This is a genomic window from Bradyrhizobium sp. USDA 3240 (assembly GCF_054063295.1).
Window position 1 is genome coordinate 18,859 of the sequence record NZ_JBSSGD010000002.1, and the last position, 24,913, is coordinate 43,771.

General features: G+C 65.0%; 27 protein-coding genes and 1 pseudogene. 10 read left to right on the forward strand and 18 right to left on the reverse strand.

Going from position 1 to position 24,913, the window contains the following annotated elements; all coding sequences use genetic code 11:
• Window positions 1–59: 59 nt before the first annotated feature.
• From ACVIGA_RS00425 to ACVIGA_RS00475, 11 genes are all read right to left on the reverse strand, one after another.
• Window positions 60–1,028 carry a tripartite tricarboxylate transporter substrate binding protein BugD gene (locus tag ACVIGA_RS00425; RefSeq protein ID WP_375774890.1) on the reverse strand — a complete coding sequence of 323 codons (969 nt, stop codon included), beginning with the start codon at window positions 1,026–1,028 and terminating at the stop codon, window positions 60–62.
• Window positions 1,029–1,156: 128 nt separating this feature from the next.
• Entirely contained in the window at window positions 1,157–2,398 is a 1,242-nt protein-coding gene (locus ACVIGA_RS00430; protein ID WP_456664897.1) for a threonine synthase, read from the reverse strand.
• 193 nt (window positions 2,399–2,591) lie between these two features.
• The gene (lpdA, locus tag ACVIGA_RS00435) at window positions 2,592–4,013 is read right to left on the reverse strand and encodes a dihydrolipoyl dehydrogenase (protein WP_456664898.1); all 1,422 of its coding nucleotides are present in this window, start codon (window positions 4,011–4,013) and stop codon (window positions 2,592–2,594) included.
• Between the two features lie 17 nt (window positions 4,014–4,030).
• Window positions 4,031–4,273, reverse strand: a complete 243-nt coding sequence (locus ACVIGA_RS00440; protein WP_456664899.1) for a hypothetical protein — start codon at window positions 4,271–4,273, stop codon at window positions 4,031–4,033.
• Complete coding sequence (locus ACVIGA_RS00445) at window positions 4,274–4,450, reverse strand: hypothetical protein (RefSeq protein WP_456664900.1); 177 nt, start codon at window positions 4,448–4,450, stop codon at window positions 4,274–4,276.
• Window positions 4,451–4,462: 12 nt separating this feature from the next.
• Window positions 4,463–5,821 (reverse strand): pyruvate dehydrogenase complex dihydrolipoamide acetyltransferase, encoded by a 1,359-nt coding sequence (locus ACVIGA_RS00450; RefSeq protein ID WP_456664901.1) that lies wholly within the window; start codon window positions 5,819–5,821, stop codon window positions 4,463–4,465.
• Window positions 5,822–5,823: 2 nt separating this feature from the next.
• Window positions 5,824–6,129, reverse strand: a complete 306-nt coding sequence (locus ACVIGA_RS00455; protein WP_456664902.1) for a DUF5076 domain-containing protein — start codon at window positions 6,127–6,129, stop codon at window positions 5,824–5,826.
• Between the two features lie 5 nt (window positions 6,130–6,134).
• Window positions 6,135–7,541 carry a pyruvate dehydrogenase complex E1 component subunit beta gene (locus ACVIGA_RS00460; protein ID WP_456664903.1) on the reverse strand — a complete coding sequence of 469 codons (1,407 nt, stop codon included), beginning with the start codon at window positions 7,539–7,541 and terminating at the stop codon, window positions 6,135–6,137.
• A 45-nt stretch (window positions 7,542–7,586) separates the two neighbouring features.
• Window positions 7,587–8,606 carry a pyruvate dehydrogenase (acetyl-transferring) E1 component subunit alpha gene (pdhA, locus tag ACVIGA_RS00465; protein WP_223966344.1) on the reverse strand — a complete coding sequence of 340 codons (1,020 nt, stop codon included), beginning with the start codon at window positions 8,604–8,606 and terminating at the stop codon, window positions 7,587–7,589.
• A 159-nt stretch (window positions 8,607–8,765) separates the two neighbouring features.
• Window positions 8,766–9,083: an FtsB family cell division protein gene (locus tag ACVIGA_RS00470; protein ID WP_456664904.1), complete on the reverse strand. Its 318-nt coding sequence runs from the start codon at window positions 9,081–9,083 to the stop codon at window positions 8,766–8,768.
• Between the two features lie 44 nt (window positions 9,084–9,127).
• Window positions 9,128–9,679, reverse strand: coding sequence for an NADPH-dependent FMN reductase (locus tag ACVIGA_RS00475; protein WP_375774897.1), 552 nt, complete (start codon window positions 9,677–9,679; stop codon window positions 9,128–9,130).
• 284 nt (window positions 9,680–9,963) lie between these two features.
• Between ACVIGA_RS00475 and ACVIGA_RS00480 the strand changes: the two genes are divergently transcribed.
• On the forward strand, window positions 9,964–11,079 hold the full coding sequence (locus ACVIGA_RS00480) for a D-alanine--D-alanine ligase family protein (protein WP_456664905.1): 1,116 nt from the start codon (window positions 9,964–9,966) through the stop codon (window positions 11,077–11,079).
• Window positions 11,080–11,190: 111 nt separating this feature from the next.
• On the opposite strand, the gene ACVIGA_RS00485 is transcribed toward ACVIGA_RS00480, so the two are convergent.
• Both ACVIGA_RS00485 and eno read right to left on the reverse strand, forming a co-directional pair.
• A complete protein-coding gene (locus ACVIGA_RS00485) occupies window positions 11,191–12,330 on the reverse strand; it encodes a zinc-binding dehydrogenase (RefSeq protein WP_456664906.1) in 1,140 nt (379 codons plus the stop codon).
• Between the two features lie 47 nt (window positions 12,331–12,377).
• A complete protein-coding gene (gene eno, locus ACVIGA_RS00490) occupies window positions 12,378–13,661 on the reverse strand; it encodes a phosphopyruvate hydratase (RefSeq protein WP_223966336.1) in 1,284 nt (427 codons plus the stop codon).
• Between the two features lie 122 nt (window positions 13,662–13,783).
• Here eno and queF point away from each other — a divergent pair, with 122 nt between their 5' ends.
• The 3 genes from queF to ACVIGA_RS00505 all read left to right on the forward strand — a co-directional run bounded on the left by queF (window position 13,784) and on the right by ACVIGA_RS00505 (window position 15,183).
• Window positions 13,784–14,260 carry a preQ(1) synthase gene (gene queF, locus ACVIGA_RS00495; RefSeq protein ID WP_456664907.1) on the forward strand — a complete coding sequence of 159 codons (477 nt, stop codon included), beginning with the start codon at window positions 13,784–13,786 and terminating at the stop codon, window positions 14,258–14,260.
• A gap of 338 nt (window positions 14,261–14,598) precedes the next feature.
• Window positions 14,599–14,772: a DUF1059 domain-containing protein gene (locus ACVIGA_RS00500; RefSeq protein WP_456670708.1), complete on the forward strand. Its 174-nt coding sequence runs from the start codon at window positions 14,599–14,601 to the stop codon at window positions 14,770–14,772.
• Between the two features lie 114 nt (window positions 14,773–14,886).
• The gene (locus tag ACVIGA_RS00505; RefSeq protein ID WP_456664908.1) at window positions 14,887–15,183 is read left to right on the forward strand and encodes an antibiotic biosynthesis monooxygenase; all 297 of its coding nucleotides are present in this window, start codon (window positions 14,887–14,889) and stop codon (window positions 15,181–15,183) included.
• A gap of 37 nt (window positions 15,184–15,220) precedes the next feature.
• Here the strand turns inward: ACVIGA_RS00505 and ACVIGA_RS00510 are convergent, their stop codons facing one another.
• Window positions 15,221–16,429 (reverse strand): MFS transporter, encoded by a 1,209-nt coding sequence (locus ACVIGA_RS00510; RefSeq protein WP_223966333.1) that lies wholly within the window; start codon window positions 16,427–16,429, stop codon window positions 15,221–15,223.
• Between the two features lie 15 nt (window positions 16,430–16,444).
• On the reverse strand, window positions 16,445–17,302 hold the full coding sequence (kdsA, locus tag ACVIGA_RS00515) for a 3-deoxy-8-phosphooctulonate synthase (protein WP_456664909.1): 858 nt from the start codon (window positions 17,300–17,302) through the stop codon (window positions 16,445–16,447).
• A gap of 270 nt (window positions 17,303–17,572) precedes the next feature.
• On the opposite strand from kdsA, the gene ACVIGA_RS00520 reads away from it, so the two are divergent.
• A complete protein-coding gene (locus tag ACVIGA_RS00520; RefSeq protein ID WP_456664910.1) occupies window positions 17,573–17,908 on the forward strand; it encodes a PAAR domain-containing protein in 336 nt (111 codons plus the stop codon).
• Window positions 17,909–17,964: 56 nt separating this feature from the next.
• Here the strand turns inward: ACVIGA_RS00520 and ACVIGA_RS00525 are convergent, their stop codons facing one another.
• A complete protein-coding gene (locus tag ACVIGA_RS00525) occupies window positions 17,965–18,291 on the reverse strand; it encodes an NIPSNAP family protein (RefSeq protein ID WP_456664911.1) in 327 nt (108 codons plus the stop codon).
• A gap of 257 nt (window positions 18,292–18,548) precedes the next feature.
• Between ACVIGA_RS00525 and ACVIGA_RS00530 the strand changes: the two genes are divergently transcribed.
• The 3 genes and pseudogenes from ACVIGA_RS00530 (at window position 18,549) to ACVIGA_RS00540 (ending at window position 21,364) form a co-directional block, all read left to right on the forward strand.
• The gene (locus ACVIGA_RS00530) at window positions 18,549–19,223 is read left to right on the forward strand and encodes a response regulator (protein WP_456664912.1); all 675 of its coding nucleotides are present in this window, start codon (window positions 18,549–18,551) and stop codon (window positions 19,221–19,223) included.
• Window positions 19,220–20,599 carry a sensor histidine kinase gene (locus tag ACVIGA_RS00535; protein ID WP_456664913.1) on the forward strand — a complete coding sequence of 460 codons (1,380 nt, stop codon included), beginning with the start codon at window positions 19,220–19,222 and terminating at the stop codon, window positions 20,597–20,599. The genes ACVIGA_RS00530 and ACVIGA_RS00535 overlap by 4 nt, the downstream gene beginning before the upstream one ends.
• A 103-nt stretch (window positions 20,600–20,702) precedes the next feature.
• A pseudogene (locus ACVIGA_RS00540) lies at window positions 20,703–21,364 on the forward strand (class I SAM-dependent methyltransferase).
• Between the two features lie 19 nt (window positions 21,365–21,383).
• Here the strand turns inward: ACVIGA_RS00540 and ACVIGA_RS00545 are convergent.
• Together ACVIGA_RS00545 and secG are read right to left on the reverse strand one after the other, a co-directional pair.
• Window positions 21,384–23,015 (reverse strand): CTP synthase, encoded by a 1,632-nt coding sequence (locus tag ACVIGA_RS00545; RefSeq protein ID WP_097676323.1) that lies wholly within the window; start codon window positions 23,013–23,015, stop codon window positions 21,384–21,386.
• A 167-nt stretch (window positions 23,016–23,182) separates the two neighbouring features.
• Window positions 23,183–23,572, reverse strand: a complete 390-nt coding sequence (secG, locus tag ACVIGA_RS00550; RefSeq protein WP_223966319.1) for a preprotein translocase subunit SecG — start codon at window positions 23,570–23,572, stop codon at window positions 23,183–23,185.
• A gap of 204 nt (window positions 23,573–23,776) precedes the next feature.
• Between secG and ACVIGA_RS00555 the strand changes: the two genes are divergently transcribed.
• Both ACVIGA_RS00555 and ACVIGA_RS00560 read left to right on the forward strand, forming a co-directional pair.
• Complete coding sequence (locus ACVIGA_RS00555) at window positions 23,777–24,343, forward strand: helix-turn-helix domain-containing protein (RefSeq protein ID WP_456664914.1); 567 nt, start codon at window positions 23,777–23,779, stop codon at window positions 24,341–24,343.
• Window positions 24,344–24,346: 3 nt separating this feature from the next.
• Window positions 24,347–24,877 (forward strand): GNAT family N-acetyltransferase, encoded by a 531-nt coding sequence (locus tag ACVIGA_RS00560; RefSeq protein ID WP_456664915.1) that lies wholly within the window; start codon window positions 24,347–24,349, stop codon window positions 24,875–24,877.
• Window positions 24,878–24,913: the final 36 nt, after the last annotated feature.

The following is a 24,913-nucleotide window of genomic DNA, read 5'->3' on the forward strand; positions in this document are numbered from 1 at the left end:
TACTACAGCGGTGGCTATGGGTCCCGGCCTTCGCCGGGACGACGTGGAGGGACCCGCCTTCACTCCACCTTCACATTAGCGGCCTTGATCATCGGCCACCATTTTGCGATCTCCGCCTTCTGCCAGGCGCCGAGCGCGTCCGGCTTGAGCTGGTCCTTTGGCGGCATCTGCAAGCCGAGATTTTCGAGCTGCTTCTTCACGGCAGGATCGTTCATTGCCTGGATCGCCGCGACGTTGAGCTTGTCCACGATCTCCTTCGGCGTGCCCTTCGGCACCCAGAGGCCGGACCACAGCGTCATGTGGAAGCCCGGCAGGCCGGCCTCATCGACCGTCGGGACCTCAGCCGCATTCGCGACCCGCTTGGAATCGGTGACCGCATAGGCACGGATGTTGCCGGCGCGGACCTGGTTGATCGAGTTCGACGTCTGATCGACGATGATATCGATCTGGCCGGCGACGAGGTCGTTCAGCGCCGGCCCGGTGCCGCGATAGGGCACGTATTGCAGCTTGATTCCGGAGACGTTCTCGAAATAGAGCCCGGCGATGTGGCTGCCGCTGCCGGCACCCGCAGTGCCCGCGGTCGGCGGCGCCGGTCGCGACTTCAGCCACTCCAACAGCTCCTTCAGCGACTTCGCCGGCACGGCGTTCTTGCTGACGATGATCATCGGATTGCTCGGCAGCAGCACCACCGGCTCGAGATCATCGACGAGGTCGTAGCCGAGCTTGTAGATCGCGCCGTTCGCGACATGGGTGCCGAGATGGCCGAACGAGACGGTGTAGCCGTCGGGCGCGGCGCGCACCGCGCGACCGACGCCGAGCGAGCCGCCCGCTCCGGTCACGTTCTCGATCAGAACCACTTCGCCGAGCGACTGCTTCATGCGCTCGGCGAGGATGCGCGCCATCGCATCCGACGGACCGCCGGCGGCGAACGGCACGACGATGGTGATCGGGTGCGCGGGCCAGGTTTCCGCACGCGCAAAACCCGCAAGTGCCAGCATCGCCAACACAGTCACAATTGCTCTACGCATCATTCCCACCTCTCCAAAGATTTCTGGCCGTCATTGCGAGGAGCGAAGCGACGAAGCAATCCATGCTTCAGCGCAAGCGGTGCAATGGATTGCTTCGCTACGCTCGCAATGACGACGCAGCAGCAGCGTCAGAACTGCGAGAAATCGATCGGCTTGTGCCTGTCGAGCGCGCGGGTCACCGGCGGCAGCGGGTATTTCAGGCCGCTGGCGCAATTGAACAGCATCACGCGGTCGGCCTTGGTGACGCGGCGGTCGGCAAGGCTCTGCTTGTAGGCTGCATAGGTCGCGGCCCCCTCGGGGCACAGCAACAGTCCCTCCTCGCGCGCGACCTCGTTGAGGGCGGCGGTGATCTTGTCGTCATCGACCGCGATCGCAAATCCCTTGCTCTCGCGCACCGCGCGCAAGATGAGAAAGTCGCCGACCGCCTGCGGCACGCGGATGCCGGAGGCGATGGTGTGAGCGTCCTCCCAGCGCACCGCATGCTCGGTGCCGGCCTCGTAGGCGCGCACCATCGGCGCGCAGCCGGAGGCCTGCACCGCGACCATCCGCGGGCGCTTCGAACCGATGAAACCGATCTTCTCCAGCTCGTCGAACGCCTTCCACATGCCGATCAGGCCAGTGCCGCCACCGGTCGGATAGAAGATCACGTCGGGCACGTCCCAGCCGAGCTGCTCGGCGAGTTCGAGGCCCATCGTCTTCTTGCCCTCGATCCGGTACGGCTCCTTCAGGGTCGAGGTATCGAACCAGCCGACCTTGGCCTTGCCCTCGCCGACGATCTTGCCGCAATCGTCGATGTAGCCGTTGACGCGATAGACGGTGGCGCCCTGCAGCTCGATCTCGCTGACATTCACCTCCGGCGTATCCGCCGGGCAGAAGATCGTGGTCTTGATCCCGCAGGAAGTCGCGTAGGCCGCGAGCGCCGCGCCGGCGTTGCCGTTGGTCGGCATCGCCATGTGCTTGATGCCGAGCGCCTTGCCCATCGACACCGCCATCACAAGGCCGCGCGCCTTGAACGAGCCGGTCGGCAGCCGCCCCTCATCCTTGACGATGATCTCGCCGCCGCCGAGCCTTGTGGAAAGCTTCGGCAGCCGGATCAGCGGCGTCGTGACCTCGCCGAGGCTGACGATGTCCTTGCACTTGCGCACCGGCAGCAGCTCGCGGTAGCGCCACAGGTCGGCGGGGCGCTCGGCCAGCGCGTCCTTGGTCAGCGCCTTCTTCACCCCGGCGAGATCGTAGCGCACCAGTAGCGGCTTGCCGGCCTTGGAGAGGTTGTGCACCTGATCGGCCGCATAATGATCGCCCTCCATCGCGCATTCGAGATGGGTCACGAAGGTCGGGCGTTCGATGGTGAGGTTGTCGTTGTCTTTCACTGGCTCTGTTCTTTCTTGCTGTTCATTGTGACCGGTGTTTGAGCCGTCACCCTGAGGAGGCCGCAAAGCGGCCGTCTCGAAGGGCGACAGGCCCCGCTGCTTGATCTCGGCCGTGCATCCTTCGAGGCTCGCTGCGCGAGCACCTCAGGATGACGGGGCTGCTATGGGTACGCGGCCTTCCGTGTCTCACTCGTTAGATATTCAGCACGCGCCCGTAGGCGTCGAGCACAGCTTCCTTCATCATTTCCGACAGAGTCGGATGCGGGAACACGGTGTGCATCAGTTCCTCTTCCGTGGTCTCCAGATTCATCGCCACGACATAGCCCTGGATCAGCTCGGTGACCTCGGCGCCGATCATGTGCGCCCCAAGCAGCTGCCCGGTCTTCTTGTCGAACACCACCTTGACGAGACCCTGGTCCTCGCCGAGCGCAATCGCCTTGCCGTTGCCGACGAACGGGAAGCGGCCGACGCGGATCTCGCGGCCGCCTTCCTTGGCCTTGGCTTCGGTGAGGCCGACGGAGGCGACCTGCGGGTTGCAATAGGTGCAGCCCGGGATCAGCAGCTTGTCCATCGGATGCGGATGCAGGCCCTTGATCGCCTCGATGCAGATCACGCCCTCATGCTCGGCCTTGTGCGCGAGCATCGGCGGTCCCGCGACGTCGCCGATCGCGTAGATGCCGGGGACGTTGGTCTTGCCGAGACCGTCGATCATGATGCAGCCGCGGTCGGTCTTGACGCCGAGCTTCTCCAGCCCGAGATTCTCGATGTTGCCGACCACGCCGACCGCCGAGATCACGCGCTCGAATTCCTTGGTCTGCGGCTGGCCCTTGCCGTCGTCGATGGTCGCGACCACGCTGTCGGCCTTCTTCTCCAGCTTCGTCACCTTGGTCGAGGACATGATCTTGATGCCCATCTTCTCGAACCGCTTGCGCGCCAGTCCCGCGATCTCTGCGTCCTCGACGGGCAGGATCTGCGGCAGCACCTCGACCACGGTGACGTCGGCACCCATGGTGTGGAAGAACGAGGCGAACTCGATGCCGATCGCGCCGGAGCCGACCACCAGCAGCGACTTCGGCATCCGCTCCGGCACCATCGCCTCGAAGTAGGTCCAGATCAGCTTCTTGTCGGGCTCGAGCCCGGGCAGCACGCGCGGCCGCGCGCCGGTCGCGACGATGATGTGCTTGGCTTGGTAGACGCCCTCGCCGCTCGCGCCCTTCGGCGCCTCGACTGCCGATTTCTTCACCGTGATCTTGCCGGGCGCATCGATCGTGGCATCGCCCCAGATCACCGTGACCTTGTTCTTCTTCATCAGGAAGCCGACGCCGTCATTGAGGCGCTTCGAGACCCCGCGCGAGCGCTGCACCACGGCCTTCGGATCGAAGCTGACATTGTCCGCCGACAGCCCGTAATCCTTGGCGTGCTGCATGTAGTGGTAGATCTCGGCGGAGCGCAGCAGCGCCTTGGTCGGGATGCAGCCCCAGTTCAGGCAGATGCCGCCGAGATAGGATTTCTCAACGATCGCAGTCTTGAAGCCGAGCTGCGCGGCGCGGATCGCGGTCACGTAGCCGCCGGGGCCCGAGCCGATGATGATGACGTCAAAGGATGTATCGGCCATGGCGGCTCCCGTTCAACTCAATGTGTGGTGCCGCGCCCGCGGCTTCTTGCGATCAACGACCTGACCAGCCATTCGAGCCCGACCACCAGGGCCATGATGGCCAGGGCGGTCAGCACGATCGGCTGGGCGATGTTCCGCGCCAGCTGTTCGCCGGCGAAGAACGCGGAGTGCAGAAAATCCAACCCGACCGGACTGAACACCAGTGCGGCCGACAGCATCAGCGAGATCCACGGCCAGCGCGTGCGAGCCGTGCCGGCCATCTATCTGTACTCCTGCCATACCGCACCGAGGAACACGGTCCACGCCAGTGTCAGCACGGCGGCGCCGATCAACATGCCCCTGAACTGGATCGTCGAAATCAGGTCGCGGTTGACCGCGACGAGCAACGCGACGGCGATGGCGGCGAGCAGGACGTACGGACCGTAGATCGCGTACATGGCGGATGCCCGTCACACCATCATCATCACGGGGTTTTCAATCAGCTGCTTGAAGGCGCCGATCAGCTCGGCGCCGAGCGCGCCGTCGATCGCGCGGTGATCGCACGACAAGGTCACGCTCATCATGTTGGCGATCTCGATCTTGCCGCCGCGCACCACCGGGCGTTCCTCCGAGGTGCCGACCGCGAGGATCGAGGCATGCGGCGGGTTGATCACGGCGGTGAAGTGATTGATGCCGTACATGCCGAGGTTGGACACCGCGGTGGTGCCGCCCTGATATTCTTCCGGCTTCAGCTTGCGGGCGCGGGCGCGCGCGGCAAAATCCTTCATCTCGTTGGAGATGGTCGAGAGCGTCTTGGTCTCGGCCTTGCGGATGATCGGCGTGATCAGGCCGCCCGGCATCGCCACCGCGACGCCGACGTCGGAATGCTTGTGCTTAAGCATGCCGCCCTCGGTCCAGCTGACGTTGCAGTTCGGGATCTTCTGCAGCGCGACCGCCATTGCCTTGATGACGAAGTCGTTGACCGAGATCTTGTAGAGCGGCTTCTTCTCCTTGTCCTTCGGCGCAGCCGCGTTGATCTCCTCGCGCGCGGCGAGCAGCTTGCCGATGTCGCAGTCGATCGTGAGGTAGAAGTGCGGAACGTTCTGCACCGAGGCGGTGAGACGCTGTGCGATGGTGCGGCGCATGCCGTCATGCGGCACGACCTCGTAGGAGCCCGGCTCGAACAGCGCGAGAATCTGCTTGTCGGACATCGACGGCGCGATGCTCGGCCCCGCGGCAGCGGGCGCAGCCGCCGGCGCCTTCAGGCCCTTGCCGGACTTGGCGTCGTCGACGTCGCGCGCGATGACGCGGCCGTGCGGACCGGTGCCGGTGATGCGTCCGAGATCGATGCCGGCTTCCTTCGCCAGACGGCGCGCCAGCGGTGACGAGAACACGCGGGCATGGCCGTTGGCCTGCGCGGCCGGTGCAGCAGCCTGAGGCGCCGCTGCGGGGACCGCAGCCGGTTTGGGCGCAGGCGCAGCCGCCGGTGCGGGAGCCGCGGCAGGCGCGGCCTGGGCGGCAGGCTTCGGGGCCTCGGCGGCCGGTGCTGCGCCCGCTCCGGCGCTGGCTGCCGCCTTCACATCCTCGCCGTCACCCGCCATGACGGCGATGACGTCGTTGACCGGCACGTCCTGCGTGCCCTCGGGCACCAGGATCCTGGCGATTGTGCCTTCATCGACCGCCTCGACTTCCATCGTCGCCTTGTCGGTCTCGATCTCCGCGATCACGTCGCCGGACTTGACCTTGTCGCCCTCTTTCTTGAGCCACTTGGCGAGGTTGCCCTTTTCCATCGTCGGCGACAGCGCGGGCATGAGAATATTGATCGGCATTGTCAGTGACCTTGTTGCGACCGCGGTTTGGTTTGGCCCATGTCGGTCGGCCGGGCGATTTCGGCTTCGAACATCTCGACGACGCGCGCGAGCGCCTCGTCTTCAGTGAACTCGCTCTCGCGCGAATAGGCGCGGGCAGCGTGGCGGGCGATGTCGACGAGCATCAGCCCCCACATGTCCGGCTCCTCGAAGGCACGCTGGAACGCGATCGACAGGCCGCCGTCGACGACAAAGGCGCGCAGCACCTCGACGGCGTCGTCGCGGCCCATCACATCAGGCGGCAGCGGCTGCTCCTTGGGACCGGCCATCGGCGTTACCGGTACGACACGGCCTTGGCGGCCGCGACCACCTCGGCGACGGACGGCAGAGCGAGCTTTTCGAGGTTCGCGGCATAGGGCATCGGCACGTCCTTGCCGGAGACGCGCGCGACCGGCGCATCGAGATAGTCGAAGGCATGCTCCATGATGCGCGAGGCGACCTCGGAGCCGACGCCGCTCTGCTGCCAGCCCTCCTCCACCGTCACCGCGCGGCCGGTCTTCTTCACCGAGTTGATGATGGTCTCGGTGTCCATCGGACGGATGGTACGGAGATCAATCACCTCGGCCTCGATACCCTCCTTGGCGAGTTCATCGGCCGCCTTCAGCGCGTAGGACATGCCCATCGCCCAGGAGACGATGGTGACGTCCTTGCCGGCGCGCGCAATCCGCGCCTTGCCGATCGGCACCACGAAATCGGGCAGCTTCGGCACCTCGCCGGTGTGGCCGTACAGCATCTCGTTCTCGAGGAAGACCACCGGATTGGGATCGCGGATCGCGGCCTTGAGCAGGCCCTTGTAGTCGGCGGCCGAGTACGGCGCGATCACCTTGAGGCCCGGGATCTGCGAGTACCAGGCGGCGTAATCCTGGCTGTGCTGGGCGGCGACGCGCGCGGCGGCGCCGTTCGGGCCGCGGAACACGATCGAGCATCCCATCTGGCCGCCGGACATATACAGCGTCTTGGCGGCGGAGTTGATGATCTGGTCGATCGCCTGCATCGCGAAATTCCAGGTCATGAATTCGACGATCGGCTTCAAGCCCGCCATCGCCGCGCCGACGCCGACGCCGGCAAAGCCATGCTCGGTGATCGGCGTGTCGATCACGCGCCGGGCGCCAAATTCCTGCAACAGGCCCTGCGTCACCTTGTAGGCGCCCTGATACTCGGCGACCTCCTCGCCCATGATGAAGACGTCGCCGTCGCGCCGCATCTCCTCGGCCATCGCATCGCGCAGCGCCTCGCGAATGGTCTGGGTGACCATCTCGGTGCCCGCCGGAATTTCCGGGTCGGGCAATGCTTCGCTGACCGGCGCGGCCGGCGCCTTCGCCGCGGGCTGCGGCGCTTCCGCCTTTGCATCCCCCTTGGCTTCCGCAGCAGGAGCCTCCGCGGCCTTCGGCTGCGGCGCCGGTGCCGCAGGCGCCTTGGCGAGGTCGGCGGCGCTTTCGCCGTCGGCCAGGATGGTCGCGATCGGCGTGTTCACCGCGACATCGGCGGTGCCTTCCGGAATCAGGATCTTGCCGAGCGTGCCCTCGTCGGTCGCCTCGACCTCCATCGTCGCCTTGTCGGTCTCGATCTCGGCGATGACGTCACCGGACTTGATGGTCTCGCCTTCTTTTTTCAGCCATTTGGCGAGGTTGCCCTTCTCCATGGTGGGCGACAGCGCAGGCATGAGCACTTGAATGGGCATATCAGCTCCCGAAATCGGTCTTGAGATTCTTCTGCGCGGGTGGGATCAGCGGTAGATGTCGGTGTAGAGCTCGGACGGATCGGGCTCCGGATCGTGCTGCGCGAAGTCGGCGGCTTCGTTGACGATCTCGCGCACCCCGGCGTCGATCGCCTTCAGATCCTGCTCGCTCACGCCTGCCGCCAGCAAGCGGTTACGCACCTGCTCGATCGGGTCCTGGTCGTGGCGAACCTTCTCGACTTCCTCTCGGGTGCGGTACTTCGCCGGATCGGACATCGAATGGCCGCGGTAACGGTAGGTCTGCATCTCGAGAATGATCGGACCGTTGCCGCCGCGGCACCATGCCACGGCCTCATCGGCGGCGGCCTTGACTGCGCGCACGTCCATGCCGTCGACCTGCTTGCCGGGAATGTTGAAGGAGACGCCGCGCTTGGAGAAGTCCTGCTGCGCCGAGGCGCGCGACACCGCGGTGCCCATCGCATAGCGATTGTTCTCGATGACGTAGATCACCGGCAGCTTCCACAGCTCCGCCATGTTGAAGCTTTCGTAGACCTGGCCCTGGTTGGCCGCGCCGTCGCCGAAATAGGTCACGCTGACGTTATCGTTGCCGCGATAGCGGTTGGCGAACGCAAGGCCGGTGCCGAGCGAGACCTGCGCGCCCACGATTCCGTGACCGCCGTAGAAATGCTTCTCCTTGCTGAACATGTGCATGGAGCCGCCCTTGCCGTGGGAATAGCCGCCGCGGCGTCCGGTCAATTCCGCCATCACGCCCTTGGCTTCCATGTCGCAAGCCAGCATGTGGCCGTGGTCGCGGTAGCCCGTTATGACCTCGTCGCCCTGCTTCAATGCCATCTGCATGCCGACCACGACGGCTTCCTGGCCGATATAGAGATGGCAGAAGCCGCCGATCGCACCCATGCCGTAGAGCTGACCGGCCTTCTCCTCGAAGCGCCGGATCAGGAGCATGTCCCGCAGTGCCTTGAGCTCCTGCTCCCTGGAGAATTCGGGGGGAGAGCCGGCCGTCTCGTGCCCTGATTCTTTTGCGACGGTTTTCTTGGGTGCGGCCATGGCAATTCCGGGTGAGAGAAGTCGAAGAACCCTCTCTAACCCAACTCAAATCGCCTTGAAAGGATTGCGTTCGCCCGATGGAATTTTGCTATGCCGCACTGCAGCGCGGCGCGACACTTTTGTGATAGTGCGCGAACGTTTTTGAAATTTGCGAACGCGTCAGTTCGGCTTGTTGACCCGAACGAGATCGCGCGGGTTGGCGTAGTCGAGTTGGAAGCGCGCACGCTCGTCCAGCATGTCGGGATCGACCCGGTCCGACCGCAGCAGTGACACCCGCTGCTCGCCCTCGGCCCGTTCCTTCTTCAAGCGCGCCAGCTCCGAGGTTAGCGCGATGATTTCCTGGTCGAGCTCCTGCCGCGCGTTCAGACCGTATTTGCCGGTGTAGGCGTTGACGCCGAAATAGCCGACCATCAGCGCCGCCAGCGTGTAGAGGGCGAGCCCGGTCAGAATCGATTTGAGGCGCGTGCGCGAGACCATGGCCGCGAAGATGCGGCCATGGGGTTAACGAACGCTAAACTTGCTCAGCCGTTCTGCTTCGCGACGAAAGCCGCGAAGGCGTCGAGGTACTGCTGCAACACTGTCTTGAGCGACTCCTTGGTCAGTTCGCCCTTGTCGTCGAAGGCATCGCCGATGCCGTTGAGATAGGTTTCCGGCTGACCGAGGATCGGGCCGGAAATGCCCGGCAGGATGTTCTGCAGGTGCTTCGCCGCGCTGACGCCGCCGAGCGGGCCCGGCGAATTGGAGATGATGCCGACCGGCTTGCCGATGAACGAGCTCTTGCCATAGGGCCGCGAGGCGACGTCGATCGCGTTCTTCAGCACGCCCGGGACCGAGCGATTGTATTCGGGAGTCACGAACAGCACGCCGTTCGACTTCTGCAGCTTCTCGCGGAAGGCAAGCCAGTCGGCCGGCGGCGCCGCCTCGAGGTCCTGGTTGAAGAAGGAAATGCCCTCGAGGGTCGTCACATCGAGCTTCAGCGAGGCCGGCGCGAGCTTGGCCAGCGCATTGGCGATCTTGAGCGAGAAGCTCTGCTTGCGGATGCTGCCGACGATGGCGACGATGTTATAGGCCATTGCAAAATTCCCCTCGGGTTGCGCGTAAGACTGGTGCACATCACCTACCGGCACGCCAAGAAAGATGCAAGTGCATGGATCGCTCAATTCCGGAAACGCAGCGTTCGCGAATCTTGGACGAACGGCCCTGAGGCCCCGCGGCTCGAGCGCCGTCAGCTCGCCGCCGGACAACGCCATTCCGCCCGAAAGCTGCGCCGAGCGCAACCGGCGGCAAATTGTCGACACGTTCCTCGCAACATACTGTACCGGTTCCACGCAGCATCGAGCCGACCGAAGAGCAGCTGATGGCAGAGCGCAAGATCCGGGTTGCAATCCTGTTCGGCGGGCGATCGGCCGAACATGACGTCTCGCGGGCGTCAGCCGCGAACGTGCTTCGCTCGCTCGACCCGGATCGCTATGACGCCACGGCGATCGGCATCACCCGCGATGGCCGCTGGCTCGTCACCGATGCGGGAAACGGCGCCGGCACGGGAAGCGGCGCGCTGATCATTCCGGACAACGCACCGCAACTCGCTCTGCTGCCGGGCGGACAGGGCCGCGTCGTGGTGCTTCAGGGACCGGCGGCGGGGCCAGCGGAATTGCCGGCGTTCGACGTCGTCTTCCCGGTGCTGCATGGACCGAACGGCGAGGACGGCACGGTGCAGGGTGCGCTGGAATTGTCCGATGTCGCCTATGTCGGCTCGCGCGTGATGGGCTCGGCGGCCGGCATGGACAAGGACATAGCCAAGCGCCTGATGCGCGAGGCCGGATTGCCGATCGTCCCCTTTGTCGCGATGTCGAGCACGGTGCCGATCGGCTATCACGACGCGGTCAGCGCCCTCGGGTCGCAGGAGGTCTTCGTCAAGCCCGCCAACATGGGATCATCGGTCGGCGTGTCGAAGGCACGCACCGCAGAGGAGTTCGAGGCTGCTTGCAGACTGGCATTCCGCTTCGACAGCAAGATCCTGATCGAGCGCGGCGTCGCACCGATCCGCGAGGTCGAGTGCTCAGTGCTCGAGGATGCCGAGGGCCGCATCCGGGCCTCCCAGCTCGGCGAGATCGTTCCGTCCGACAAGCACGGATTCTATTCTTACGACGCCAAGTATCTCGATGCGGATGGCGCGTTGCTACAGGTGCCGGCCAACGTGCCGGCTGCCGTCGCCGAAACAATCCGGGAGCTCGCCATCAAGACCTTCCGCGTGCTCGGCTGCGAAGGCATGGCGCGGATCGACTTCTTCCTGCACGGCGAGCAGGCGTTCGTGAACGAGGCGAACACCCTGCCCGGCTTCACCAACATCAGCATGTATCCACGGCTGTGGGAGGCCAGCGGCCTGCCGCAATCCGAGCTGATGGATGTCCTGATCGGCCACGCCCTGGAGCGCCACAAGCGCTCCAGGAAGCTGGCATTCGAACGCGAGTAGAGCGTTTTCGAGCGAAGTGGGTACCGGCTCGCGTGAAGAAAACGCGTCAAAACAAGAAGCAAGAGCGTCGGTTCTGATTCAATCAGAACCGACGCTCTTGACGAGGCTGCGTTACGCGCCCTTGTTCGGGTTGATCAGGAATTTCTCACCGGTGGCGCGCTTGCCGTAGACCGCGATGTTGTCGAGCTGCAGGGTCTCCTGCAACGACACCACCTTGGTGTAGTGGCTGGCGAAGGTCGTCTTCAGCTCGGCGACCACGCGCTGGCGCAGCTTGTTGCCGGCCTCGGGACCGATCTTCATCAGGAACGGGAACAGCAGCCAGCCGCCGATGCCCCAGGCCATGCCGAAGCCGCGCGGCAGCTCGATGTCGCGGGTATCGAGGCCGCCATAGACGTAGACCTGCTTGTGCACGTTCGAGCCGTAGCGGCTGTAGACCTTGGCGGTCTTGTTGATCGCGGTCTCCATCGCGACCAGGATCTGGCCCGCGAGCTTGCCGCCGCTGATCGCATCGAAAGCGATGGTCGCGCCGGTCTCGACCAGCGCGCCGGTGAGCTTGTCCATGAAATCGGACGCACTGGAATCGACGACATGCTTGGCGCCGATCTTGTGCAGGATGTAGGCCTGCTCCCTGTTGCGCACGATGTTGACGAGGCCGATGCCGTCCTTGAGGCAGATCTTGTTGAGCATCTGGCCGAGGTTCGACGCCGCCGCGGTGTGCACCAGCGCCTTGTGTCCCTCGCGCCGCATCGTCTCGGTCATGCCGAGCGCGGTCAGCGGATTGACGAAGCAGGACGCGCCTTCCGCCGGCGTGGTGCCGTCGGGCAGCGGCAGGCATTCGCCGACGCGCAGCGTGCGGTATTGTGCATACATCGCGCCGCCGATCATCGCGACGGTGCGCCCCATCAGCGCTTTCGCCGCGTCCGACGAGCCGGTCCTGATCACGACGCCGGCGCCTTCATTGCCGACCGGCATCGACTCGTCGAGCCGCGCGGCAAGGCCAGGCAATGCCGCTTCCGGCACGCGCGCGGTCACCACGGGCAATTCCTTGCTGCCGGTGACCTTGGCCGCCGCCATGTTGGCCGGGCCGATCAGCAGCCCGAGGTCGGACGGATTGATCGGGCTGGCCTCGACCCGGACCACGACCTCGTCGGGACCGGGCTCGGGGGTCGGGACATTGACCAGCGATATCTCCAGTTCGCCATCCTTCTTGAGCAGCGAACGCAGCTGCAGACCGCTCTTGCCGTCACTCATCCCGACCTCCCTTTTTTGCGTTTGTTCAGTCCCGATCAGTTGGGGCGCTAGGCTAGCGCCTTCAAGGCCGCCCTGCCCGCGTATTTCGCCTGGGTGCCGAGCTGCTGCTCGATGCGCAGCAGCTGGTTGTACTTGGCGGTACGGTCGGAGCGCGCCAGCGAGCCGGTCTTGATCTGCCCGCAATTGGTCGCGACCGCGAGGTCGGCAATCGTGGAGTCCTCGGTTTCGCCGGAGCGATGCGACATCACGGCGGTGTAGCCGGCCTTGTAGGCCATCTCGATCGCCGCAAGCGTCTCGGTCAGCGTGCCGATCTGGTTGACCTTGACCAGGATCGAATTGCCGCGGCCGTTCTTGATGCCGTCGGCAAGCCGCGTCACGTTGGTGACGAACAAATCGTCGCCGACCAGCTGGCACTTGTTGCCGATCGCATCCGTCAGTTCCTTCCAGCCGTCCATGTCGTCTTCCGACATGCCGTCCTCGATGGTGACGATCGGATAGCGGCCGACGAGATCGGCGAGATACTTCACCTGCTCCGAACGCGAACGGGTCTTGTTCTCGCCGCCATAGACGTAGGCGCCTTCCTTGAAGAATTCGGTGGAGGCGCAGTCGAGGCCGAGCACGACGTCGTCGCCCGCCTTGTAGCCGGCCTTGCCGATCGCGTTCATGACGAACTCGAGCGCGGCGTCGGCTGACGGCAGGTTCGGCGCAAAACCGCCCTCGTCACCGACATTGGTGTTGTGGCCGGCCTTCTTCAGCTCGCCACGCAGCGTGTGGAAGATTTCCGAACCGCAACGCAGCGCTTCGGCAAACGACGTGGCGCCGACCGGCAGGATCATGAATTCCTGGAAGTCGATCGGGTTATCGGCATGCACGCCGCCATTGATGATGTTCATCATCGGCACCGGCAGCGTCCGCGCCGAGGTGCCGCCGACATAACGATACAGCGGCATGTCGAAGGACTCGGCTGCGGCCTTGGCGCAGGCCAGCGAGACGCCGAGGATGGCGTTGGCCCCGAGCCGGCTCTTGTTCGGCGTGCCGTCGAGCTCGATCATGATCTGGTCGATCGCGACCTGCTCCTCGACCGCCTGGTCGCTGAGCGCCTCGAAGATCTCACCATTGACGGCGGCGACCGCCTTTTCGACGCCCTTGCCGAGATAGCGCGACTTGTCGCCGTCGCGCAGTTCGACCGCCTCATGGGCGCCGGTGGAGGCGCCCGATGGCACCGCCGCGCGGCCGATTGACCCATCCTCCAGCACCACATCGACCTCGACCGTGGGATTGCCGCGGCTATCCAGGATTTCGCGGCCGATGATGTCGACGATGTCAGTCATGAGAACCTCTTGTGGCAGTCAGGGGGGCGGATGGCGGTGCTTCTAGCGCAATGCATCGAGGGGGAAAAGGCCGCGTGACGGGCCCCCCGGCATTGGCTAAGAGAGCGCCACGGAGACCCCGAATGGCGAAGAAATCCAGCAAATCAACGACCTCCCCCGGCCTGCAACTCGGCCGTGCGGTGGAATGGCCCGACGCGCCGGAAAAGGCGCAGCTCGACCGCGTGCCCAATCCGCAGGCTGGTACCGATTATCTGGTACGCTTCACAGTGCCGGAATTCACCTCGATCTGCCCGGTGACGGGCCAACCGGATTTCGCGCATCTGGTGATCGACTACGTTCCGGGCCGCTGGCTGTTGGAATCCAAATCGCTGAAGCTGTTCGCCGCGAGCTTCCGCAACCACGGCGCATTCCATGAGGATTGCACGGTCATGATCGGCAAGCGGATAGCAGACGAGATCAAGCCGAAATGGCTGCGCATCGGCGGCTACTGGTATCCGCGCGGCGGCATCCCGATCGACGTGTTCTTCCAGACCGGCCGGCTGCCGAAGGGCCTCTGGGTTCCCGACCAGGGCGTCGCGACTTATCGCGGGCGGGGTTAGGCTGGGGCCCCTTCAGTTCGCCACGTCTACTGACCCTCGAAGGCGGCGCAGAAGCCAAAATGCATGTTCGGCCTTAGACCAGGAACCGACGTGGCGCCCCCTTCGATGTATGATATGTTCGATGATGGCTGCTCCGATAATGGCTGCGCCAATGTGGTCGAAGCGACCACGATCGACGACGATCGGCACGCTCGTTGTAGGCGGCACGTAAGCTGGCCGGCCATGAGCAATCATTTGAAGAAGTCAGGCTTAGTCAGCAGACGCGGGAATTATCGTGAGTGGAGTAGTTCAGCACGGCGAATAGTTTACTCGTATTGATGGAGGCAGATTTGGGTAGAATGTTTGTAGATTGCCGAGATTACCCAAGCGAGATGAACTGCACGATCGCGATTTCGGCTGATACTCAAAAGGAACTTCTGGAAGCGGCGGTGCAACACGCTGTCGCGGTGCATGGCCATCACGATAGCCCGGAATTGCGCCATGAATTGGCGAAGATGATAAAGGCCCAGTAGGCAGGCCAATCGATCTGTGACCGCCGCGAAGCGGAAGTGAACGCATGCGCTTTCAACTTGCGCGCCCCACGTAAGCGCGCTTCCTCTAGCGTCTCAGTGCTTTGGGAGAAGACGGTGACCGCTTTCAATGCTGTGCGTTTTCGAGTGAAGCCGGGGCGCGATCAAGAGTTCCTGGACGCTCACAAGACAATTGGAGCAACCTGGCCGGGTCTATTGCACGCCAGCATCATTAAAACCGGTGACCGCTCCTACTGCATCATCGCCGAGTGGCAAAACATGGACGCGTGCATCGAGGCGCGGCCAGCCATGATCTCCACTCTAAATTCATTTCGCGACACGCTCGAAGACCTCGGCAACGGTCTCGGCGTGACCGATCCGGTTGCGGGTCCGGTCATCTTATCTTTGAAATAGGTTGTGGGAGTCCGCGGACCGAGATGACCTGGGATCGCTAGGGCTCGACATCCGGCCGCGCGGCGGCATCGGCCGGTCGCGTCTGCTTCAGGAATCTCGCACAGATAAATCCGAGCACCACCATCACGGCGGCGGCCGAGACCAGCGTCGCGGTCTTGCCGGCGTGTTGCAGGCCGAAGCCGTAGGCGATCGGGCCGACGGTCTGGCCCATGAAGAAGAAGAACGAGTGCAGCGACAGTGCGGTGGCGCGCGCCTCGACCGATAGCTCGCTGGCGAACACCTGCAGGCAGCCGTGGATCATGTAGAAGCCGAGGCCCATCACCAGGAGGCCCGCCATCTGCAGCTTCCAGTGCGGCCCGAAGGCGACGCCGACGAGCTGGATGCCGACCAGCGTGGCGCCGACGATCATCATGCCCCTCACCCCGATCAACGGCAGCAGGCGCGCCACCGTCAGCGTGTAGAGCAATCCGCCGATCGCAAAGCCCGCAATCACGATGCCGGCGATCGACAGCGAAGTCTCGCCGAGTTCGAACAGGAACGAGGCGATGAAGGGGAACAGCCCGAGCACGCAGCAGCCTTCGATGAAGACCGCCGAATAGCAGATCCGCGCGTTCGGATTGGTGAAGATGGTGCGATAGCCGTGGCGAAGCGCCTTCAGGCTGGTGCGCGGCGGACGGTTCAACGCGGCGCCGCGGAAGCCCGCCGCAACCGCCACCGCGACGATGATCACGAGGCCGCCAAGCACCGCGAGCACGCCGCGCCAGCCGAGGAAGTCGCCGATCAGGCCGGAGGCCGTGGCGCCGAGCAGATTGCCGGTCATCGAGCCCGCGAGCGTTCGCCCGATCGCAAGCTGCCGCTTGTCGGGGCCGACCAGATCTGAGGTCAGCGACAGCGCCACCGGAAACACGCCGCCCGAGCCGATGCCGGCGAGGATACGGGTCACGAACAGCATCGGAAACGAGGTCGAGAGCGCGCCGAGAATGCTGGCGACGCCGAGCAGGCCGAGGCAGATCGTCATCAGACGCGCCTTGCCGAACAGATCGGCGGCGGCGCCGATCGCCGGCTGGATGATTGCGAAGGTGAAGGCGAATACCGCGGCAAAGCTCGCTGCGGTCGCGATGCTGACACCGAAATCCTCGGCGACATGCGGCAGCACCGGATCGAGCGCGCGCACCGACAGGCTCGCCGCGAAGGTCGCCAGCGTGATGACGTTGAGAACCGGCGGCATGCCGCTCTTTGCGGTCATGTCGTCGTCACCCCGTCAGGCTGCGGTCTTGGCGAGCGCGTCGAACTGCATCAGGCGCTTGACGAGGGCTTCGAAGTCGCGAAGCGGCACCATGTTGGGGCCATCCGACGGCGCGTGATCCGGATCGGGATGGGTCTCGATGAACACGCCGGCAACGCCGACCGCGACCGCCGCGCGCGCCAGCACCGGCACGAATTCGCGCTCGCCGCCCGAGGAAGTCCCCTTGCCGCCCGGCTGCTGCACCGAATGAGTGGCGTCGAAGATCACGGGCGCGCCAGTGGTGCGCGACAGGATCGGCAGCGCGCGCATGTCCGACACCAGCGTGTTGTAGCCGAACGATGCGCCGCGCTCGGTGACCAGCACATTGGCATTGCCGGCACCGGTGATCTTGCTGACCACATTGGTCATGTCCCACGGCGCCAGGAACTGGCCCTTCTTGACGTTGACGACCTTGCCGGTCGCAGCAGCAGCCAGCAGGAGATCGGTCTGCCGGCACAGGAAGGCCGGGATCTGCAGCACGTCGACCGCCTGCGCCGCTTCAGCGCACTGGTCGGGTTCATGCACGTCGGTCAGCACCGGCAGTCCGAGCGAAGAACGGATCTCGGCGAAGATCGGCAGCGCCTGCTTCAGCCCGATCCCGCGCGCGGCCGACGCGCTGGTGCGGTTCGCCTTGTCGAATGAGGTCTTGTACACCAGGCCGATCTTGAGCCGGGCCGCGATCTCCTTCAGCGCGGATGCCACTTCAAGCGCGTGTGCGCGGCTCTCGAGCTGGCAGGGACCAGCGATGATCGAGATGGGCAAGGCATTGCCGAATTTGGCCGATCCGATGGCAACGATCGGCGCGGCGGCGGCCGCGGAAACCTGATTGGTCAAAATGCTGCATCCTTTTGCCGGCGACCATGCAATCCCGCGCTGGATGGATCAAGCCATCCCGCACGATGAGGGGGTTGCGCTGACGCCGTGGGTGCGCCGTGCTATTACAATCCCGCCCCAACCGCCCCTTCTAGAGCGTTTTCGAGCGAAGTGGGTACCAGTTCGCGTGAAGAAAACGCGTCAAAACAACAAATCTAGAGCCCCGTTCCGATTCAATCGGAACGGAAATGGCTCTAGACTGGCGCGGACCAGATTCCCATGAGGGACGAAATGCACATTTCGCTGATGATTGGAGCTGTGGCCGCGCTGTCGGCGATGTCGAGCCTGGCACACGGCCAGACCAGCAGCCAGCCCAGGGTCGTCACCAGCGGCGCCGCCGGCGTCACCGTCAACGGCAAGCCGGCCGCGCGCAGCGGCGACACCACCAGCAATGGCGGTGCGCTGGTCGAGGGCGTGCCCAACGTCCTGATCAACGGCAAGCCGGCCGTGGTGATGGGCGACCGCACGCATTGCGGCGGCAAGACGACCTCAGGCAGCCACGGCGTCTTCATCAACGGCAAGCCGATGGTGACCCAGGGCGATCAGACCTCAGGCTGCCCGCAATAACTGCCCGGTGACCGGGCGCGACGAGGCCTCGTCATCGCGCCCCGATCGCTACCGCATCACTTGACCGCTGAGAACGACGTCGGCACCAACAGCTGGTTGACGATGTTGAGAACGATCTGGCCGTCCTCTTCAGTCTTGGCGCGCGCGGTGATCCATTCCGGATCGGTCGCGAACGCGGTCCATTTCTTCTCGCGCTCGGCAAGCGATTCCCAGGCCAGCAGATAGGTCAGTTCCTGGTTGGATTCGCCGACCAGCGTCGTGAAGAAGCCAGCCTGCCTGATGCCGTGCTTGTCCCAGAGCTTCAGCGTAACGGTCTCGAAGCGCTTCAGCAGCGCCGGCAGCCGGCCCGGCAGGCAGCGATAGACGCGGGTCTCGTAGATCATTGGCAGTCCTCCCAGATCCAGTTGTGCGGGCGGTTATAGCCAGCGGGTTCCAGACTGTCTTGAGGGGGCGACAACATGGCACCCCTGCTCGTCGGTAGCGGCCATTTCCGCAATGTTGTTGCAATGTTACCTGCCCAAAGCATGTCCCCGGAAAAGTGCGAAGCGGCTTTCCGAAATGGGGCATGCTCAAGCAAATGGCTAAGGCGCGCCTCATAGCGCTTTAGCACCGGCCGTACGGGATCTGGACCCAAAAGCACATGCGGATACTGCTGGTTGAAGACGAGGCCGAAATGGCGGCGGCGCTGGCGCAGGCGCTGAAGGGCTACGACATGGTCGTCGATCATGTGCCGACGCTTGCCGAGGCCGAGGAAGCGATTTCCGCCGACGTGCATGGCGCCGTCCTGCTCGACCGCCAGCTGCCCGACGGCGACGGCCTCACGCTGATCCCGAAGCTGCGCGCCAAGGCCGCCGGCGTGCCGATCATCGTGCTGACCGCGCGCGGCGAGCTCGCCGACCGTATCACCGGCCTCGACAGCGGCGCCGACGATTATCTGGCCAAGCCGTTCGCGGTCGAGGAGCTATTGGCGCGGCTGCGCGCCGTGCTGCGGCGGCCCGCCGGCGTGCAGTTCGAAATCATCAAGGCCGGCCGGATGGCGTTCGATTGCAGCCATCGCGAGGCCAGCGTCAATGGCCGGCCGTTCGACCTGCCGCGGCGCGAGCTGCTGGTGCTGGAGACGCTGTTGCGCCGCATGGGCCGCACCGTACTGCGCGGGACGCTCGAGGAAGCCGTCTACAATTTCGAGGACGAGATTCAGTCGAACGCGCTCGATGCCCACGTCTCGCGGCTGCGGCGCAAGCTCGCCGACTCCGATGCCGGCGTCGAAATCCATAGCATCCGGGGCGTGGGCTACCTGCTGAAGCAGGTATCATGAGCGAGCCCGCCGACCACTACTGCCTGCACTCGCAACTGAGCTGGCGCCTGGTTGCGCTGCAGGCGGCCCTGCTGGCCGGACTCGTGCTCACGGTGCTTGGCGCTCTGTGGGCCTCGGGCTTCCTGCTGGTCAATCGGGATGAAGATCGCGTCATCGACGTCGTGCAATCGGCCGTCGCGCGCGACGCCCAGGGCGAACTCGTGCTGCGTCCGACCGACGATCTCAACAAGCTGCGCGCCGAGATTCCCGATCTCTGGTTCGCCGTGCGGGACCGCGACGGACACACGCTCTCCGAAGGCGACGTGCCCTCCGATTTCGCGCGGATCGGCAATGCCCTCGATCATATCAGCCAGGCGCGGCTCGGTTACCAGATGCTGGAGGACAGCCCGAGCAAGCCCGCGGCGCGGCTGAAGCGCGTCAACACGGATGCCGGGAACGTCCAGATTCTCACCGCGACGCAAGGCCGGATGACCGGAACCAAGGCGCTGCTGGTGATGGCGGCGACGTGCCTGGGCTCTACCCTGCCCGGCCTGTTGCTGATGGCGTGCGCCACCTTCATCGCGACGCCGATGGTGGTGCGGCGCGCGTTTGCCGGCATCGAGTCCGCGTCCGACGAGGCCCGCCGGATCGACTTCCGCCAGCGCGGCAGCCGGCTGTCGGCCGACCATCTGCCGCTCGAAGTCGCGCCACTGGTGAGCGCCGTCAACGACGCGCTGAAACGGCTCGACGACGGCTATTCGCGCCATCAGCGTTTCGTCGCGGATGCCGCGCACGAACTGCGCACGCCGATCGCGATCCTCAACACGCGGCTGGAGTCGCTGCCGCCGGGGCCGGAGAAGACCCGCCTGCTCGAGGACTCGGCGCGGCTTGCGACGCTCGCCGAGCAGCTGCTCGACATCCAGCGCTTCGACCAGTGCCGCAATCCGTTCGGCCGCGTCGATCTCGTAGCGGTCGCGCGCAGCGTCGCCGCCGACCTCGCGCCGCTCGCAATCGCGGCCGGTTACGAATTGTCGCTCGATACGGCAACCGATCGGGTCGAGACGCTGGGCGACCGCGCCGCGCTCGAGCGCGCGCTGACCAATCTCGTGCAGAACGCCATCCAGCATGGCGGCCGCCGCGGCACCATCACCATCCATGTCGGCAGCGCCGCCACCGTCGACGTGTCAGACGAAGGCGACGGCATTCCGAAGGACGAGCGCACACGGATCTTCGATCCATTCTACCGGCTCGCGCCGCTCGATCGCGGCGCCGGCCTCGGACTCAACATGGTGCGCGAGATCGCAAGGTTGCATGGCGGTCACGTCTCCGTGCTCGACGGACCGAAGGGCGGCGCGAGCTTCCGTCTCACGTTACCGCCGGCACCGTTCGCGTCGTAACACACGCAACATCGCGCAATGTTGTCGCAATGCAGACCCCGCAAAGAAGAGATCGCGCCGCGCAATCGAGTCGCGGCGCTGCGACACTTTGCTGGGAATCCCAATGGCACATGATCTCCTGTCTTTCTTCACGGCGTGGATGGCGGCCCCCGGCCGCGTCGGCGCCATCGCGCCCTCGGGCACAGCGCTCGCCGAACTGATCACGCGCGACATCAGCGCCAACACCGGTCCGGTGCTCGAGCTCGGTCCTGGAACGGGCGCCTTCACCTATCAACTGCTGAAGCGCGGCGTGCGCCAGCAGGATCTCACGCTGATCGAATACGGTTCGGATTTCATGCGGCTGCTGCAGCTCCGCTTTCCCGGCGCGCGCATGCTGTGGATGGACGCCGCACGGCTGGCCTCGGAACGGCTCTACGAGGGCGCGCCGGTCGGCGCCGTGGTAGCGGACTGCCGCTGCTCAACATGTCGCCGCGCAAGGTGATCTCGATCGTCAGTGGCGCCTTCAGCTACATGCGTCCCGGCGGCGCGTTCTATCAATTCACCTACGGCATGCGCTGCCCGATACCGCGGCCGATCCTCGACCGGCTCGGCCTGCGCGCCACGTTGGTCGATCGCGCCATCCTCAATGTGCCGCCCGCCGCGGTTTACCGGCTGACGCGACGCCCGCAATACAAGCTGATCACGCGCGACGTCACGCCCGCGGCCGATGCAGGCGTCTCACCGATCAAGAAGGAACGCCGGGCCAACGAGGACTGCGCCGTCTGACCGCGCAGTCGATGGCGGCCTACATCAGCCGGCTCTGCTTCGCTGCCGCCTCGATGAACGACGCAAACAGCGGGTGCGGCTCAAACGGCCGCGACTTCAGCTCGGGGTGGAACTGGACGCCGATGAACCAGGGATGGTCCTCGTATTCGACGATCTCGGGCAGCACGCCGTCGGGTGACATGCCGGAGAAACGCAGGCCGTGCTGCTCGAGCCGGTCCTTGTAAGCGGTGTTCACCTCATAGCGATGGCGGTGCCGCTCCGAGATTTCGGTCGCGCCGCCATAGACCTGCGAGACGCGGCTGCCCCGGTTCAGCGCCGCGGGATAGGCCCCGAGCCGCATGGTGCCGCCGAGATCGCCGCTCTGCGAGCGCTTCTCGAGCTCGTTGCCGCGCAGCCACTCGGTCATCAGGCCGACCAGCGGCTCCTTGGTCGGGCCGAATTCGGTCGAATTGGCCTCCTCGATCCCGACCAGATTGCGCGCCGCCTCGATCACGGCCATCTGCATGCCGAAGCAGATGCCGAAATACGGCACATCACGCTCGCGCGCGAACTGCGCCGCGCGGATCTTGCCTTCGGCGCCGCGCTGGCCGAAGCCACCAGGCACCAGGATGCCGTTGACGTGCTCGAGGAACGGCGCCGGGTCCTCGTTCTCGAACACCTCGCTCTCGATCCAGTCGAGATTGACCTTCACCTTGTTGGCGATGCCGCCGTGCGAGAGCGCCTCGATCAGCGATTTGTAGGCGTCCTTCATCCCGGTGTACTTGCCGACGATCGCGATCGTCACCGCGCCTTCCGGGTTGCGGACGCGCTCGTTGATCACGTTCCAGCTCTGCAGCGCCGGCGGAATCTTCGCCGTGATGCCGAACGCGGCCAGCACTTCGTCGTCGAGGCCGGCGGCGTGATAGGCCTCCGGCACGGCGTAGATGTTGTCGACGTCGCGCGCCTCGATCACGGCGCTCTCGCGCACGTTACAGAACAGGCCAAGCTTGCGCCGTTCTTCCTTGGGGATTTCGCGGTCGGTGCGGCACAGCAGGATGTCCGGCTGGATGCCGATCGAACGCAGCTCCTTGACCGAATGCTGCGTCGGCTTTGTCTTGAGTTCGCCGGCACTTGGAATGTACGGCAAAAGCGTCAGGTGAATGTAGACGGCGTGCTCGCGCGGCAGCTCGTTCTTGAGCTGGCGGATCGCCTCGAAGAACGGCAGGCCCTCGATGTCACCGACGGTGCCGCCGATCTCGACCAGCACGAAATCGTACTCGTCGTTGCCCGACAGCACGAATTCCTTGATCGCGTTGGTGACGTGCGGGACCACCTGGATGGTGGCGCCGAGATAGTCGCCGCGGCGCTCCTTGGTGATGATGTCCTGGTAGATCCGCCCGGTCGTGATGTTGTCGGCCTTGGTGGCCGGACGACCGGTGAAACGCTCGTAATGGCCGAGATCGAGATCGGTCTCGGCGCCGTCGTCGGTCACGAACACTTCGCCGTGCTGATACGGCGACATCGTTCCGGGATCGAGGTTGAGATAGGGATCGAGCTTGCGAAGGCGGACTTTGTAGCCCCTAGCCTGCAGCAAAGCGCCGAGCGCCGCTGAAGCCAGACCCTTGCCGAGCGAGGAGACCACGCCGCCGGTGATGAATATGTACCGCGCCATGGGACTTTACCTTTAAGCCGCTTCCTGCGATTCGCAAAACGAATCGGCTGTTCCCGGCAAACAAATCACCGGGCTGTGGGTTACGTTAAACTGAGAGCGATTTCAGAGCATTAATGGGGGTTTCGGATGCAGGATGCCAGCGCTGCATCCTGCATGGCGCCCCTGCTTTATTGCGACCGTGGTGCCTGCGGGCCGCTCGGAGCCTGCTGCCCCTGCTGCTCGTCCGTCTTCTTCAGCGAATCGAGGATGCCGCCGGAGGTCGGAGGCGTCAGCGGCGTGCCGCCGGCCGGCTGGGTCTGCGCCGGTGCGCCGGTGCCGATGATCGAGCTCGGCTTGCGGTCGTAGCCCGCATACCAGGACAGGAACAGGCTGGTGAGGAAGAAGCCCGCCGCGAGGATCGCGGTGGTCCGCGACAACAGATTCGCGGTGCCGCGGCTGGACATGAAGCCGGCGCCGCCGCCCATACCAAGGCCGCCGCCTTCGGATTTCTGCAAGAGCACTGCGCCGATCATGACGGCGACGATCATGAGATGGATAATGATAACGACAGTCTGCATCGCAAGCCTTCCGTCACAAGCCGCCAAGCGGCCAGACAAACGGCGCTATCGGCTTTGCGGTTTTTCGTGAAGTCGCGCCCTGTTACACGATTGGACCGGGCATTGTCACCCCCGAGATAGTCGCAATGGCCGACATCTCAAGCGGTGCCGTTGGCATCAGTCCGAGGCTTGATCGGAACCCGGAATTTCCATTATAATAGACATATGGATACTTTGATAGACGATCTGAGCCAACGCCTGGCGCAGCGGATCAGGCTCGAGCGCGACGGCCGGGGCTGGTCACTGGCCGAGCTCGCCGAACGCGCCGGCGTCTCGAAGGCAACGATCAGCAAGATCGAGCGCGCCGAGGTCAGCCCGACCGCGGTCGTGCTGGTGCGCCTCGCGTCGGCCTTCGACCTCACCCTGGCCGGGCTGATGTTGCGCGCAGAAGACCAGGGCGAGCGGCTGTCGCGCGCCGCCACCCAGCCGGTCTGGCGCGATCCAGAAACCGACTATCTGCGCCGCCAGGTGTTCAGCCGCCCCGATCATCCGGTCGAGCTGGTGCGGGTGGACATGCCGCCGAAGCAATCCGTGACGCTACCCGCCTCGTCCTACGCCCATATCCGCCAACTGGTCTGGGTGCTGAGCGGCAGCCTCGTCATCACCGAGGGCGGCGCGCGCCATGTGCTCGGTGCCGGCGATTGCCTCGGCTTCGGCCCGCCCGCTGAGACTACCTTCGCCAACGAAACCAATGCCGGCTGCACCTACGTGGTCGCACTGGCCCGGAGCTGATGCATGTCGCAGTTTGCCATCAAGCCGCTCGCCGATGGGCCGGCGATTCGCAGTACGCTCGGCGAGCTGTTGATCGAGACCGTCGCCAGCGGCGGCTCTGTGAGCTTCATGCATCCGCTGTCGCCGGATGACGCCGAGGCGTTCTGGCAGGATTCGCTCGGCGCCGCCGCGCGCGGGGAGCGGGTCGTGCTCGGCGCGTTCGACGGCAATGATCTGATCGGCACCGTGACGCTGCTGCTGAAGATGCCGCCGAACCAGCCGCACCGCGCGGAGATCGCCAAGATGATGACGCGCGTGAGCCACCGCAACCGCGGCGTCGCCACCGCATTGCTGCGCGCCGCCGAAGCACTCGCGATCGGGCACGGGCGCACACTGCTGGTGCTCGACACCGCCGTCGACGACGGCGCCGCGCCGCTTTACGAAAAGCAGGGCTTTCAGCTCAGCGGCATCATCCCGGACTACGCACTGAAGCCGCATGGCGGCCTCACAGGGACGTTGATTTATTGGAAGCGGATAGGAGCGGCCGCTGCCTAACCCGCCCCGTCATTGCGAGGAGCGAAGCGACGAAGC